We start from the raw sequence: 14,886 nt of genomic DNA on the forward strand, positions 1-14,886 counted from the left end.
GTAAGCAATTGTCTTAAAAACCCAGACATCCTGCGGCAAAGTATCAAAAGCGGCAAATTTAGATCGAGTGGTACGTCACACCGTCGATCCAGGGCAGCAGAATCTTGCCAGCCTGTTAAAATGCCCGCCCTTTTGAACAACGACTCCCTGAATTCCGTATGTCCCGACTCAATCCCCGGCAGCAAGAAGCCGTGAACTACGTCGGCGGCCCTCTATTGGTGCTCGCCGGTGCAGGCTCCGGCAAGACCAGCGTGATCACCCGCAAGATCGCGCACCTGATCCAGAACTGTGGCATCCGCGCCCAGTACATCGTCGCCATGACCTTTACCAACAAGGCGGCGCGGGAAATGAAAGAGCGCGTCGGCACCCTGCTCAAGGGGGGCGAAGGCCGTGGCCTCACGGTGTGTACCTTCCACAACCTGGGCCTGAACATCATCCGCAAGGAGCATGTGCGGCTGGGCTACAAGCCGGGTTTCTCGATCTTCGACGAGACCGACGTCAAGGCCCTGATGACCGACATCATGCAGAAGGAATACGCGGGCGACGACGGCGTCGACGAGATCAAGAACATGATCGGCGCCTGGAAAAACGACCTGATCCTGCCGCCCGAAGCCCTGGAAAATGCACGCAACCCCAAGGAACAGACCGCCGCCATCGTCTACACCCACTACCAGCGCACACTCAAGGCGTTCAACGCGGTGGACTTCGACGACCTGATCCTGCTGCCGGTGAAGCTGTTCCAGGAACACGCCGACATCCTCGAAAAGTGGCAGAACAAGGTGCGCTACCTGCTGGTGGACGAATACCAGGACACCAACGCCAGCCAATATTTGCTGGTGAAGTTGCTGATCGGCACGCGCAACCAGTTCACCGTGGTGGGCGACGACGACCAGTCGATCTACGCCTGGCGCGGCGCCCGCCCGGAAAACCTGATGCTGCTCAAGGACGACTACCCGTCCCTGAAAGTGGTGATGCTGGAGCAGAACTACCGCTCCACCAGCCGCATCCTGCGTTGCGCCAACGTGCTGATCTCGAACAACCCCCACGAGTTTGAAAAACAACTGTGGAGCGAGATGGGCCACGGCGATGAGATCCGCGTGATCCGCTGCCGCAACGAAGACGCCGAAGCCGAGCGCGTGGCCGTGGAAATCCTCAGCCTGCACCTGCGCACCGACCGGCCCTACAGCGATTTCGCGATCCTCTATCGCGGCAACTACCAGGCCAAGCTGATCGAACTGAAGTTGCAGCACCACCAGGTGCCGTATCGCCTGTCAGGCGGCAACAGCTTTTTCGGACGCCAGGAAGTGAAAGACCTGATGGCCTACTTCCGCCTGATCGTGAACCCGGACGACGACAACGCCTTCCTGCGCGTGATCAACGTGCCGCGCCGCGAGATTGGTTCTACCACCCTGGAAAAGCTCGGCAACTACGCCACCGAACGCAAGATCTCGATGTACGCCGCCACCGACGAAATCGGCCTGGGCGAACACCTGGACACGCGCTTCACCGATCGCCTGTCGCGCTTCAAGCGCTTCATGGACAAGGTGCGCGAGCAGTGCGCCGGCGAAGACCCGATCAGCGCCCTGCGCAGCATGGTCATGGACATCGACTATGAAAACTGGCTGCGCACCAACAGTTCCAGCGACAAGGCCGCGGATTACCGCATGGGCAACGTCTGGTTCCTGATCGAAGCGTTGAAGAACACCCTGGAAAAAGACGAAGACGGCGAAATGACCGTCGAAGACGCCATCGGCAAGCTGGTGCTGCGCGACATGCTCGAGCGCCAGCAGGAAGAGGAAGACGGCGCCGAAGGTGTACAGATGATGACCTTGCATGCGTCCAAGGGCCTGGAATTTCCCTATGTGTTCATCATGGGCATGGAAGAGGAAATCCTCCCGCACCGCTCCAGCATCGAAGCCGACACCATCGAGGAAGAACGGCGTCTGGCCTACGTGGGCATTACCCGCGCACGTCAGACACTGGCCTTCACCTTTGCCGCCAAGCGCAAGCAATACGGCGAAATCATCGATTGTGCCCCCAGCCGTTTCCTGGACGAGCTGCCGCCGGATGACCTGGCCTGGGAAGGCAATGACGACACCCCGACCGAGGTGAAGGCCGTTCGCGGCAACACCGCCCTGGCGGATATACGCGCGATGTTAAAGCGCTAGAATCGACTACTTTTTAATCTACTTTCGGCGCACAACCCGCCATTAGAGGAAGCTTTCCGTGGAAGCACTGCACAAGAAAATTCGCGAAGAAGGCATCGTGCTTTCCGATCAGGTACTCAAGGTCGACGCCTTTCTGAATCACCAGATCGACCCGGCGCTGATGAAACTGATCGGCGACGAATTCGCCGCGCGGTTCAAGGACGCGGGCATCACCAAGATCGTCACCATCGAAGCGTCGGGCATCGCGCCGGCAATCATGACCGGTCTTAACCTTGGCGTACCGGTGATTTTCGCACGCAAGCAGCAGTCCCTGACCCTGACCGAAAACCTGCTGTCGGCGACGGTGTATTCCTTCACCAAGAAAGTCGAAAGCACCGTGGCGATCTCGCCGCGTCACCTGACCAGCAGCGACCGCGTACTGGTGATCGATGACTTCCTGGCCAACGGCAAGGCATCCCAGGCGCTGATTTCGATCATCAAGCAGGCCGGTGCGACCGTTGCCGGTTTGGGGATTGTGATCGAGAAGTCGTTCCAGGGTGGCCGTGCGGAGTTGGATGCGCAGGGTTATCGGGTTGAGTCGCTGGCGCGGGTGAAGTCGCTGGCCGGTGGCGTCGTCACCTTCATCGAGTAATTTGCTACGAGGTGAACACGGATCAAAATGTGGGAGGGGGCTTGCCCCCGATAACAGTGGTTCGGCCAACACATTTGGGACTGATACGCCGCTATCGGGGGCAAGCCCCCTCCCACATTTGGCTTTGTGTTGGTTTTTAGTGTGCGGTTGCTTGTAAGCCAGCGAGCAATAGGCGCTGATAGAGATCCTCTTTCAGCCCCTCCGGTTTATCCAACCGCATCCGCCTCAAATGCGCTGGAAACGCCTCCGGCTCCGGTGCATCCAGTGCCGCCTTGCCCAACTCCAGAATCTCCGTCAGCTTGAATTTGCTCTTGAGCCAGTTCAAGGCGCGCAACAGATCCCGCTCTTCGTCCGTGAAATCGCTGCCCAGCGGATACTCCGGGAACAGCCGCCGATGCCGCGCCTGGATACCCTGGAGCCGCTCCGGGGTGTTGTCGCTGAAGCGAGGATCGAGCTGGAAATCCTTGGGCAACTTGCCAGCCTTTTGCGCTTGTTCGATCAAGTCGGCCTGGAAGCGTGAATCGGTGATGTTGAGCAACGCCTCGATCACCTTGACATCCGTCTGCCCACGCAGGTCGGCAATGCCGTACTCGGTGATGACGATGTCCCGCAGGTGGCGGGGAATGGTGCAATGCCCATACTCCCAGACGATGTTGGAACTGACCTCCCCCGCCGACTCACGCCAACTGCGCAGGATCAGGATTGAGCGCGCGCCCTCCAGCGCATGCCCCTGAGCCACAAAGTTGTATTGCCCACCCACGCCGCTGAGCACGCGACCGTCCTCCAACTGGTCGGCCACGCCTGCGCCCAGCAACGTCACCGTGATCGCGCTGTTGATAAACCGTGCATCCTGGCGCTGCAGTCGCTTGAGCGCTTCCTGGCCGTACAGCTCGTTGATGTAGCTGATGCGGGTCATGTTGAATTCCAGGCGCTTGGCGTGGGTCATCTCCTGCAAGCGCTGGTAAAAACTGCGCGGCCCCAGGAAGAAACCGCCGTGGATCGAAACGCCGTCGGGCTGCGCCGCATCGTCCAGCAAACCGGCGTTGGCTTGTTCCTGAGTGGCCACATCCGGGTAGACCTTGCGCCGGATAATCCCCGCATCCGCCAGCACCAGCAGGCCGTTGACGAACATTTCGCTGCAACCGTAGAGCCCACGAGCGAAGGGATCGACACCACCTTCACGACTGATCAGCGGGGCCCATTGGTACACATCCAGGTCAGTCAGTAGCAGGCGATAAGCTTCGTTATCGGCCTGGCGCGCCAGCAAAGCGGCGGTCAGTGCGTCGCCCATGGAGCCAATACCGATCTGCAAGGTGCCTCCATCGCGCACCAGGGTGCTGGCGTGCAAGCCGATGAAATGGTCCTGGAACCCCACCGGCATGTTCGGCGTGGAGAACAACGTGCTGCTGTCCTTTGCATCGATCAGGTAGTCGAACGCGTCCATGCCCAACTCGGAGTCGCCCGGCATGTACGGCAACTCGGTGTGGACCTGGCCAACGATCAAAACGGTTTCGCCCGCTTCACGGCGCTTGGCGATCATGGGCAGCAGGTCGAGGGTGATGTCGGGGTTGCAGCTCAGGCTCAGACGGTCCGGGTGTTCCGCGCTGCTCGCAACCAGTTGTGCCACCAGGTTCAGGCCAGCGGCGTTGATGTCGCGGGCGGCGTGGCTGTAGTTGCTGCTGACGTAATCCTGCTGGGCCGACGTGCTGTGCAGCAAACTGCCGGGCTGCATGAAGAACTGCTGCACATGGATATTCTTCGGGAGGCTGTCTGAGTGCAGCGCGGCCAGAAACTCCAACTCTGGGTAATCACCAAACACCCGCTCGATAAAGGGTTCGAGAAAGCGCTTCTGCAAGCCATCGCCCAAGGTCGGGCGGCCCAGGCTCAACGCGGTGTAAATCGTCAGCGCCCGCTCCGGCAGCTTGGCGATACGCCGGTACAACGCATTGGCGAACAGGTTGGGCTTGCCCAGCCCCAGGGGCATGCCCATGTGGATATGCGCCGGTAGCCGCGCGAGTACGTCGTCAACTGCTTGCTCGATTGAACACAACTGCACCATCCGACCCTCCTGAACATTCCATGATTAGGGGTTGGACAGAGAGTGGCGGGTCTTTGCTGCAAAGAACAGCCTCGAAACACAAATTACGGGCACAAAAAAGCCGCTCGTAAGCGGCGTTTTTGGCGAAGATCGGCGGTTACAGGCCGGACATCTTCTTGATTGCACCTTTAAGCTCATCATCCGAGCAATCAGCACAGGTGCCTTTTGGCGGCATGGCGTTGATACCGGTGATTGCCTTGGCCAGGATGCCATCGAGGCCGCCCTGGTGGTCGGCGCGCTCTTTCCAGGCCGCGGTGTCGCCAATTTTCGGCGCGTTCAACAGGCCGGTGCCGTGGCACGCGTTGCAGTGTTTGGCGATCACTTCATCTGGCGTTTTCGCTCCGCCGCCGCCGCCCGCTGCCACAGCGACTTCCATCCCCTTGCATTCCTGCCCCTGGACGCACACCTGGCCCACAGGCTCCAGGCGCTTGGCAATGTCGTCATTAGTCGCAGCTTGAGCGCTGACAGCCCATAGGGCCAGTACGGTTGCTGGTGCAGCCAGCATTTTCATAATTAGATTCACGCGTTCACCCTCAATGGTGGCTATTCACGCCTGCGGCCACGGTTTCGCAGGCGGCGAAAGTATAACGGTTAGCCCGTCCGGCCGAAACAACCCTATTAAACAAAGGGAGATTCAGTCTCGCGGAATGCTGCTCGGGTGTCTCTGCAACGCTGGCAGGACGCCTCTTTTGTTAAAAGTTCGCGGGTGTGGCTGCGCTGATTAGTCGCGCCGGCACATCGAACGGATTACGGAAACGATGGGGCTTGGTGCTTTCAAAGTAGTAGCTATCGCCGGCTTCGAGCACAAAAGTTTCAAGACCGACCACCAACTCCAAACGGCCTTCCACCAGAATCCCGGTTTCTTCGCCCTCGTGGGTGAGCATTTCTTCGCCCGTATCGGCGCCCGGCGGGTAGATTTCGTTGAGAAACGCGATCGCCCGGCTCGGGTGAGCACGACCCACCAGTTTCATGGTGACGGCGCCATCAGAGATGTCGATCAGCTCATTGGCTTTATAGACGATCTGCGTCGGTATTTCCTGGAGGATCTCCTCGGAAAAGAACTCGACCATGGACATGGGGATGCCGCCCAGCACCTTGCGCAAGGAACTGATCGAGGGGCTGACACTGTTTTTTTCGATCATCGAAATGGTGCTGTTGGTGACGCCCGCGCGCTTGGCGAGCTCACGCTGGGAAAGACCCTTCAGCTTACGGATGGATTGCAGTCGTTCGCCGACGTCCAATGCGGGAGCCTCCTAGGATTCTGGCTTTGTTGTAATTGAGCGTTATCATGGCGACAGCGTTCAGTATTTACAACACTTGGGCCTAAATCCCAGGGAGCGGTGTTCGTACCTGACGGTCAAGCGCCGGAATAGAGCCTTGGCACACGACGCAGGTTGCAGAAGATCTGGTACGGGATGGTCTCGGCGGCGACGGCGACGTCATTGGCGAGGATGGTTTTGCCCCACAGCTCCACGGTGGAACCAAGACCCGCCTCAGGGACGTCCGTCAGATCGATGCACAGCATGTCCATGGACACGCGACCCAGCAATTGGCTGCGCTGCCCCGCCACCAGCACCGGCGTGCCGGTGGGCGCATGGCGGGGGTAGCCGTCGGCATACCCCATGGCAACCACACCGATACGCATCGGTTTGGGCGTGATGAACCGGGCGCCGTAACCCACCGGCTCGCCGGCTGGCAGTTCACGCACGCAGATCACTTTCGATTCCAGGGTCATCACCGGCTGCAAACGCGCGGCCAAGGCCTGGTCCTCACCAAACGGTGTGGCGCCATAAAGCATGATGCCCGGACGCACCCAGTCGCTGGATACGCTCGGCCAGCCCAGCACCGACGGCGAGTTGCGCAGGCTGACCTCAGCCACCAGCCCTTGGCGCGCCGCATCAAACACCGCCACTTGCTCGTCGCTGCTGACGCAATCGAGCTCATCGGCGCGGGCAAAATGGCTCATCAACACAATCTTTGCGACTTTGCCGCTGGCCAGCAGGCGCTGGTAAGCCTCGTGGTAATCCTTGGGGTGCAGGCCAACGCGGTGCATTCCCGAATCCAGCTTGAGCCAGATGGTCAGCGGCTTGAGCAGGCTGGCCTGTTCGATGGCCTCCAGTTGCCACAGCGAATGCACCACGCACCAGAAATCATGCTCGACGATCAGCGGCAACTCGTCGGCTTCGAAAAAACCTTCCAGCAGCAGCACTGGCTCGCGAATACCGGCGGCGCGCAGCTCCAACGCCTCCTCGATACACGCCACGGCAAACCCATCGGCCTCGGCTTCCAGCGCCTGGGCGACGCGCACGGCACCATGGCCGTAGGCGTCGGCCTTGACCACCGCGAGGGCCTTGGCGCCCGTGACTTCACGGGCCAATTGGTAGTTGTGGCGCAGGGCTTGGAGGTCGATCAGGGCACGGGCAGGACGCATGGCGGCAGGCTTCTAGGCGGCAAAGTGAAGAAAAAACCGGCACCGATCAACAACCTCAGCACCGGAAGAGGGATCGTTGTTTAAGGCAGCGCGGCCACGACGGACAGCTCTACCAGAATTTCCGGTTCGCACAGCTTGGCCTCAACCGTGGCGCGGGCCGGGGCGACACCTTTGGGCAGCCACTTGTCCCACACCGCATTCATACCCGCGAAGTCGGCGTCGATGTCCTTCAGGTAGATCGTCACCGACAGCAGCTTGGTTTTGTCGGTGCCGGCCAGGTCCAGCAAACGCTCGATATTGGCCAGGGTTTCACGGGTCTGCTGTTCGATCCCGGCGTTCATGTCGTCACCGACTTGCCCGGCCAGATACACGGTACCGCTGTGAACAACGATCTGGCTCATGCGCTCATTGGTGAGCTGGCGCTGGATTGACATGCTTTGCGGACTCCTGGTGGTTGCCATAACGGGAAATATCGAGGCCTTCGGCGCTGATCTGCGGCGTTTTCTTCGCCATCAGGTCGGCCAGCAAGCGACCAGAGCCACACGCCATGGTCCAGCCGAGGGTGCCGTGACCAGTATTCAGGAACAGATTCTTGAACGGCGTGGCACCGACAATCGGCGTGCCGTCGGGTGTGGTCGGGCGCAGGCCGGTCCAGAAAGTGGCTTCGGTCAGATCGCCGCCCTGAGGATAAAGGTCGTTGACGATCATCTCCAGGGTTTCACGTCGCCGCGGGTTAAGCGACAGGTCAAAACCGGCTATTTCGGCCATGCCGCCGACGCGGATGCGGTTGTCGAAACGGGTGATCGCGACCTTGTAGGTCTCATCCAGAATGGTCGAGGTCGGGGCCATTGCCGGATTGGTGATGGGCACCGTCAGCGAGTAACCCTTGAGCGGGTACACCGGCGCCTTGATCCCCAGCGGCTTGAGCAGCTTCGGCGAATAACTGCCGAGGGCCAGTACGTAGCGGTCGGCGGTTTCCAGCTTGCCGTCGATCCACACACCGTTGACGCGCTCGCCCGCGTAGTCGAGGCGCTGGATATCCTGTTCGAAGCGGAATTCCACGCCCAGTTGCTTGCACATTTCTGCCAGGCGGGTGGTGAACATCTGGCAATCGCCGGTCTGGTCATTCGGCAGACGTAAAGCACCGGCAAGGATATCGGTGACGCTGGCCAGGGCAGGCTCAACGCGGGCGATACCGGCGCGATCGAGCAGTTCGAACGGCACGCCGGACTCTTTCAAAACGGCAATGTCTTTAGCGGCGCCATCAAGCTGGGCCTGGGTGCGGAACAGCTGCGTAGTCCCCAGGCTGCGGCCTTCGTACCCAATACCGGTTTCCGCACGCAGTTCGTCGAGGCAGTCACGACTGTACTCGGACAGGCGGACCATGCGCTCTTTGTTCACCGCATAACGGCTGGCGGTACAGTTGCGCAGCATCTGCGCCATCCACAGGTATTGGTCGATATCGGCGGTGGCCTTGATCGCCAGCGGCGCGTGGCGTTGCAACAACCACTTGATGGCCTTGAGCGGCACGCCCGGCGCGGCCCATGGCGAAGCGTAGCCTGGGGACACCTGGCCGGCGTTGGCGAAACTGGTTTCCATGGCAGCGGCGGGCTGACGGTCGACTACGACGACTTCAAAGCCGGCCCGCGCCAAATAGTAGGCACTGGTCACACCAATGACGCCGCTACCCAAGACCAGAACGCGCATTTTTATATCCTCATCGCGGGCTTGGCCGCTGACGTGTGTTATTCGAGCAATGATGGGCGCAGTATAAAAAGCAATCGCCAGTGCATTTCACTATATAAATGCCTATATTTGGCGACAATTCTCGGCAATAACCCTTTTCACAGAGGCGTATCCCCTATGCGTACCAACACCCAGACCAAGCGGGAGCTGGACAAGATCGACCGCAACATCCTGCGCATCCTGCAAGCCGACGGGCGAATTTCGTTCACGGAACTGGGGGAAAAGGTCGGGCTGTCCACCACGCCGTGCACCGAGCGGGTGCGGCGGCTGGAGCGCGAGGGGATCATCATGGGTTATAACGCGCGGCTCAATCCGCAGCATTTGAAGGGGAGTTTGCTGGTATTTGTCGAGATCAGCCTCGATTACAAATCCGGTGACACCTTTGAAGAGTTCCGCCGCGCCGTGCTGAAACTGCCCCATGTGCTGGAGTGCCACCTGGTCTCGGGTGACTTCGACTACCTGGTGAAAGCGCGCATTTCCGAGATGGCCTCGTACCGCAAATTACTCGGCGACATCCTGCTCAAGTTGCCCCATGTGCGGGAATCGAAGAGCTACATCGTGATGGAAGAGGTGAAAGAGAGCCTTAACCTGCCTATTCCTGATTAAACCAGCACCTGCCGGGTACTCGCCATGTACTCATGGATCTGCTTCTCCACCCGAGGGTGAATCAGCTCTACGGGCCCGCGCCCATTGGGGCATGGCAAGGTCTTCGTGGTACCGAACAGCCGACAGATCAGCGGCCGTTCGTCATACACGGTGCAGCCGTTGGGCCCCAGGTGCACGCAGTTCAGTTCATCCATCGCCGCGTCCTGCTCGGCAGCGGTCTTGCGCGGCAGGCGCGACATTTCCTCCGGCGAAGTGGTGACCGGCCCACAGCAGTCGTGGCAGCCGGGGACGCACTCGAACGAAGGAATCTGACGGCGCAGCGCGCTGATTTTCTGACTATTGCAACTCATCGAAACACGTACCGAACGGCGAATAGAGGTGGATTCTGAAGCAAAACGCCCTGCGCAGACAGCTTCGTCCGACCGCTGTATCCTGCGTCAAATTTTCCAAACAGGGATGCTCCCCATGACTGCCAGCGCCCGGCACACCGCTTCCTACTACGCCGCCAGCAGCGTACCGCAACCCGATTACCCAGCGTTGACGGGCGAAGTGAGCGCCGATGTGTGCGTGATCGGCGGCGGTTTCTCCGGGCTCAACACGGCCCTGGAGCTGGCGGAGCGCGGCTTCAGCGTGGCGCTGCTGGAGGCGCGCAAGATCGCCTGGGGCGCCAGCGGGCGCAATGGCGGCCAGTTGATTCGCGGTGTCGGTCATGGCCTGGAGCAGTTCACCAACGTGATCGGCACCGATGGCGTGCGCCAGATGAAGCTCATGGGTCTGGAGGCCGTGGAAATCGTGCGTGAACGCGTCGAACGCTACCAGATCCCCTGCGACCTGACCTGGGGCTACTGCGACCTGGCCAACAAGCCTCGCGACCTGCAAGGCCTGGCCGAAGACGCCGAAGAACTGCGCAGCCTGGGCTATCGCCACGAAGTACGTCTGTTACAAGCGAGCGACATGGGCAGCGTCATCGGCTCCGACCGCTATATGGGTGGCATGATCGACATGGGTTCCGGCCACCTGCACCCGTTGAACCTGGCTCTCGGCGAAGCCGCCGCCGCGCAGCAATGGGGTGTGCAGTTGTTCGAACAGTCGGAAGTCACGCGTATCGACTACGGCCCCGAGGTCAAGGTGCACACCACCCAAGGCACTGTGCGCGCCAAGACCCTGGTGCTGGCCTGCAATGCCTACCTGAATGGGCTGAACCCGCAATTGAGCGGCAAGGTGCTGCCCGCCGGCAGCTACATCATCGCCACCGAACCGTTGAGCGAAGCACAAGCCGCCAACCTGCTGCCGCAGAACATGGCGGTGTGTGACCAGCGCGTGACGGTGGATTACTTCCGCCTGTCCGCCGACCGCCGTCTGTTATTCGGCGGCGCCTGCCACTACTCCGGACGCGACCCCAAGGACATCGGCGCCTACATGCGGCCAAAGATGCTGCAGGTGTTCCCACAGCTGGCCGACGTGAACATCGACTACCAATGGGGCGGCATGATCGGCATCGGCGCCAACCGCCTGCCGCAAATCGGCCGCTTGGCGGACCAGCCCAACGTGTATTACGCCCAGGCCTACGCAGGCCATGGCCTCAACGCCACGCACCTGGCGGGCAAGCTGCTGGCCGAAGCCATCAGTGGCCAGCAGCAGGGACGTTTCGACCTGTTCGCCCAGGTGCCGCACATCACCTTCCCCGGCGGCAAGCACCTGCGCTCGCCGCTGCTGGCCTTGGGAATGCTCTGGCACCGCCTCAAAGAGCTGGTCTGATCAATCACGCCAGAAAGGCTTCAGGCCTTCCTGGCGGGCTTGCTCTGGGGTCAACCCGACATCGCGCAATTGCTCGCGGCTCAAGTGCAGCAAGGCCTTGCGCGTATGGCGGCGGTGCCAGAACAGACCCCAGCGGCTGATCTCGCGCGGCGACGTCGCCCGCTCTTGCCCAGCCTGCAATTCCTGACTGTGTAACATCAGCCGCACATCGCTCATGCCGTTCATTTTGCTGCCCCTCATTTGCTTGTTGCCATGAGTGACTAGAATGGGCGAGCAGGCAAAACCATTACAGATTCAACCCACCTTTATTAAATCCATACAGACACTGCCTGTACGCGGCTGAATCCTGTATTTTCCCCTTATCTGTACTGGTCCCCCGGGAGCGACCGCCATGACGCTTTACGTCAACCTCGCCGAATTGCTGGGCACGCGCATCGAACAGGGGTTCTATCGCCCCGGTGATCGACTGCCGTCCGTACGCGCCTTGAGCGTCGAGCACGGGGTCAGCCTGAGCACCGTGCAGCAGGCTTATCGGTTGCTGGAAGACAATGGCCTGGCGATGCCCAAGCCCAAGTCTGGGTACTTTGTACCGGTGGGCCGGGAGTTGCCGGCGCTGCCCGAGGTCGGCCGCCCGGCCCAGCGCCCGGTGGAAATCTCACAGTGGGACCTGGTGCTGGAACTGATTCGCGCCGTTCCGCGCAAGGATGTCATACAGCTGGGTCGCGGCATGCCGGATGTATTGTCACCCACCCTCAAGCCCTTGCTGCGCAGCCTGGCTCGCGTCAGCCGGCGCCAGGATCTGCCGGGGCTGTATTACGACAATATTCTCGGCTGTATGGAACTGCGCGAGCAAATCGCCCGACTGTCACTGGATTCCGGCTGCCAGCTGACTGCCGAGGACATCGTGATTACCACCGGCTGTCACGAGGCGCTATCCGCCAGCATCCACGCCATCTGCGAGCCTGGCGATATCGTCGCGGTGGACTCGCCCAGCTTCCACGGCGCCATGCAGACCCTCAAGGGCCTGGGCATGAAAGCCTTGGAAATCCCCACCGACCCGATCACCGGCATCAGCCTCGAAGCCTTGGAACTGGCGCTGGAACAGTGGCCGATCAAGGTCATCCAGTTGACCCCCAACTGCAATAACCCGCTGGGCTACATCATGCCGGAAGCGCGCAAACGCGCGTTGCTGACCCTGGCCCAGCGCTTTGACGTAGCGATCATCGAAGACGATGTGTATGGCGAACTGGCCTACAGCTACCCGCGCCCGCGCACCATCAAATCCTTTGACGAAGACGGTCGCGTGCTGTTGTGCAGCTCATTCTCCAAGACCCTGGCGCCGGGCCTGCGCATTGGCTGGGTCGCGCCCGGCCGGTACCTGGAGCGGGTACTGCACATGAAGTACATCAGCACCGGCTCCACCGCCACGCAGCCGCAGATCGCCATTGCCGAGTTTCTCAAAGGGGGCCATTTCGAACCCCATTTGCGACGGATGCGCACACAATACCAGCGTAATCGCGACGTGATGCTCGACTGGGTCAACCGCTACTTCCCTGCCGGCACACGCGCCAGCCGCCCACAAGGCAGCTTCATGCTGTGGATAGAACTGCCGGAAGGTTTCGACACCCTCAAGCTCAACCGCGTGCTGGTGGAACAAGGCGTACAGGTGGCGGTGGGAAGCATCTTTTCCGCGTCGGGCAAGTACCGTAACTGCCTGCGCATGAACTACGCTGCCAAGCCAACCGCCCAGATTGAAGAGGCCGTGCGCAAAGTCGGTGCTGCCGCGATCAAGATGCTGGCCGAAGTGGTGGACTGACCTTTCGCGAGAAAACGCCGTCATATGTCGACTACCGCCCTGACCTGGAAGCGACTCCCTTGATGATTCGACGGCTTTTACCGTTTTTCCTGTTGGGAGCCCTGGCCTTGAGCGGCTGCGCCACGGTGAGTACGCCGCGCATATCCAGCGATGCCCTGCCGGCCGCCCAGTCGTCGTTCGGCCGCTCGATCCAGGCCCAGGCCGCGCCGTATCAAGGACGCTCGGGCTTTCGCCTGCTACCCAACAGCAGCGAAGCCTTTATGGCCCGCGCCGAGTTGATCCGCAACGCCCAGACCAGCCTCGACCTGCAGTACTACATCGTGCACGACGGCATCAGCACACGGATGCTGGTGGATGAACTGCTCAAGGCCGCCGACCGAGGCGTGCGCGTGCGCATCCTGCTGGACGACACCACCAGCGACGGCCTTGACCAGATCATCGCCACCCTCGCCGCCCACCCCAAGATCGAGATTCGCCTGTTCAACCCTCTGCATCTGGGGCGCAGCACCGGTGTGACACGGTCAATGGGCCGTCTTTTCAATCTGTCGCTGCAACACCGGCGCATGCACAACAAGCTGTGGCTGGCGGACAACAGCGTGGCCATCGTCGGCGGGCGCAACCTGGGGGATGAGTATTTCGACGCCGAGCCCAACCTGAACTTCACCGATATCGACATGCTCAGCGTCGGGCCGGTGGCAGAACAACTCGGGCACAGTTTCGATCAGTACTGGAACAGCGCCCTGAGCAAACCCATTGATGACTTTGTCTCCAATATGCCCTCCAAAGGTGACCTGGCCGCCGCGCGCCTGGGCCTGGAAGCATCGCTGGCCGAGTCGCGCCAGCAGAAGCACGCGCTGTATGCACGCTTGCGCACCTACCAGACCCAGCCACGCATGGACACCTGGCGCCGCGAACTGATCTGGGCCTGGAACCAGGCACTGTGGGACGCGCCGAGCAAGGTCCTGTCCAAGGCCGACCCGGACCCGCACCTGCTGCTGACCACCCAACTGGCCCCGGAGCTGGAAGGCGTCAACCATGAGCTGATCATGATCTCGGCGTACTTTGTGCCAGGGCAACCTGGGCTGGTGTACCTCACCGGCCGCGCCGATGCGGGTGTGTCGGTAAGCTTGTTGACCAACTCCCTTGAGGCTACCGACGTTCCGGCGGTACATGGCGGCTATGCACCGTACCGCAAGGCGTTGCTGGAGCACGGCGTGAAACTCTACGAATTGCGCCGCCAACCGGGCGATCCGAGCGCAGGCAGCGGGCCGCACCTGTTTCGTCGCGGCACGTTCCGTGGCTCGGACTCGAGCCTGCACAGCAAGGCGATGATCTTTGATCGGACGAAGTCGTTTGTGGGCTCTTTCAATTTCGACCCTCGCTCCGTGCTGTGGAACACCGAAGTCGGCGTGCTGGTGGACAGCCCGGAGCTGGCGGAACACGTGCGCAACCTGGCGCTGCAAGGCATGGCGCCGGCCTTGAGCTACGAGGCGAAGTTGCAGGACGACAACGTGGTGTGGGTGACCGAGGACAACGGCCAACTGCATACCCTAACCCGTGAGCCGGGCAGTTGGTGGCGGCGGTTCAATGCCTGGTTCGCCACCTCGGTCGGCCTGGAGCGCATGCTCTAGG

14 protein-coding genes are annotated in these 14,886 nt (G+C 61.0%); 6 read left to right on the plus strand and 8 right to left on the minus strand.

The genetic code is table 11. The features are described from left to right. Positions 1-158: 158 nt before the first annotated feature. Together rep and M2397_RS18980 are read left to right on the plus strand one after the other, a co-directional pair. Complete coding sequence (rep, locus tag M2397_RS18975; protein ID WP_027608306.1) at positions 159-2,168, plus strand: DNA helicase Rep; 2,010 nt, start codon at positions 159-161, stop codon at positions 2,166-2,168. 58 nt (positions 2,169-2,226) lie between these two features. Next, positions 2,227-2,799 (plus strand): xanthine phosphoribosyltransferase, encoded by a 573-nt coding sequence (locus M2397_RS18980; protein ID WP_145337423.1) that lies wholly within the window; start codon positions 2,227-2,229, stop codon positions 2,797-2,799. Between the two features lie 136 nt (positions 2,800-2,935). Here the strand turns inward: M2397_RS18980 and M2397_RS18985 are convergent, their stop codons facing one another. The 6 genes from M2397_RS18985 to dadA all read right to left on the minus strand — a co-directional run bounded on the left by M2397_RS18985 (position 2,936) and on the right by dadA (position 9,035). After that, positions 2,936-4,858, minus strand: a complete 1,923-nt coding sequence (locus M2397_RS18985; RefSeq protein ID WP_184745189.1) for an acetyl-CoA hydrolase/transferase family protein — start codon at positions 4,856-4,858, stop codon at positions 2,936-2,938. Positions 4,859-4,994: 136 nt separating this feature from the next. Further along, the gene (locus M2397_RS18990; RefSeq protein WP_090401453.1) at positions 4,995-5,408 is read right to left on the minus strand and encodes a cytochrome c5 family protein; all 414 of its coding nucleotides are present in this window, start codon (positions 5,406-5,408) and stop codon (positions 4,995-4,997) included. 181 nt (positions 5,409-5,589) lie between these two features. After that, positions 5,590-6,138 carry a cupin domain-containing protein gene (locus tag M2397_RS18995; RefSeq protein WP_003176893.1) on the minus strand — a complete coding sequence of 183 codons (549 nt, stop codon included), beginning with the start codon at positions 6,136-6,138 and terminating at the stop codon, positions 5,590-5,592. Between the two features lie 116 nt (positions 6,139-6,254). Then, positions 6,255-7,328: an alanine racemase gene (alr, locus tag M2397_RS19000; protein WP_259244242.1), complete on the minus strand. Its 1,074-nt coding sequence runs from the start codon at positions 7,326-7,328 to the stop codon at positions 6,255-6,257. 80 nt (positions 7,329-7,408) lie between these two features. Then, a complete protein-coding gene (locus M2397_RS19005; RefSeq protein ID WP_017135862.1) occupies positions 7,409-7,762 on the minus strand; it encodes a RidA family protein in 354 nt (117 codons plus the stop codon). Beyond that, positions 7,734-9,035 (minus strand): D-amino acid dehydrogenase, encoded by a 1,302-nt coding sequence (dadA, locus tag M2397_RS19010; protein ID WP_131697635.1) that lies wholly within the window; start codon positions 9,033-9,035, stop codon positions 7,734-7,736. Before dadA ends, M2397_RS19005 begins: the two co-directional genes overlap by 29 nt. Positions 9,036-9,191: 156 nt before the next feature. Here dadA and M2397_RS19015 point away from each other — a divergent pair, with 156 nt between their 5' ends. Continuing rightward, positions 9,192-9,680 (plus strand): Lrp/AsnC ligand binding domain-containing protein, encoded by a 489-nt coding sequence (locus tag M2397_RS19015; RefSeq protein ID WP_003206849.1) that lies wholly within the window; start codon positions 9,192-9,194, stop codon positions 9,678-9,680. Here the strand turns inward: M2397_RS19015 and M2397_RS19020 are convergent. After that, the gene (locus M2397_RS19020; RefSeq protein ID WP_003176897.1) at positions 9,677-10,030 is read right to left on the minus strand and encodes a YkgJ family cysteine cluster protein; all 354 of its coding nucleotides are present in this window, start codon (positions 10,028-10,030) and stop codon (positions 9,677-9,679) included. The genes M2397_RS19015 and M2397_RS19020 overlap by 4 nt on opposite strands. Positions 10,031-10,145: 115 nt before the next feature. Between M2397_RS19020 and M2397_RS19025 the strand changes: the two genes are divergently transcribed. Further along, positions 10,146-11,438 (plus strand): FAD-binding oxidoreductase, encoded by a 1,293-nt coding sequence (locus M2397_RS19025; protein WP_131697636.1) that lies wholly within the window; start codon positions 10,146-10,148, stop codon positions 11,436-11,438. Here the strand turns inward: M2397_RS19025 and M2397_RS19030 are convergent, their stop codons facing one another. Beyond that, complete coding sequence (locus M2397_RS19030; protein ID WP_131697743.1) at positions 11,439-11,663, minus strand: DUF1127 domain-containing protein; 225 nt, start codon at positions 11,661-11,663, stop codon at positions 11,439-11,441. It lies immediately after the preceding gene. A 166-nt stretch (positions 11,664-11,829) separates the two neighbouring features. Here M2397_RS19030 and M2397_RS19035 point away from each other — a divergent pair, with 166 nt between their 5' ends. Then, on the plus strand, positions 11,830-13,254 hold the full coding sequence (locus tag M2397_RS19035; RefSeq protein ID WP_167655934.1) for a PLP-dependent aminotransferase family protein: 1,425 nt from the start codon (positions 11,830-11,832) through the stop codon (positions 13,252-13,254). A gap of 62 nt (positions 13,255-13,316) precedes the next feature. After that, on the plus strand, positions 13,317-14,885 hold the full coding sequence (locus tag M2397_RS19040) for a phospholipase D family protein (RefSeq protein WP_167655933.1): 1,569 nt from the start codon (positions 13,317-13,319) through the stop codon (positions 14,883-14,885). The last annotated feature ends 1 nt before the right edge of the window (position 14,886 follow it).

It is taken from the genome of Pseudomonas sp. BIGb0381 (genome assembly GCF_024809815.1).
In the GTDB taxonomy this organism is placed as follows: Bacteria; Pseudomonadota; Gammaproteobacteria; order Pseudomonadales; family Pseudomonadaceae; genus Aquipseudomonas.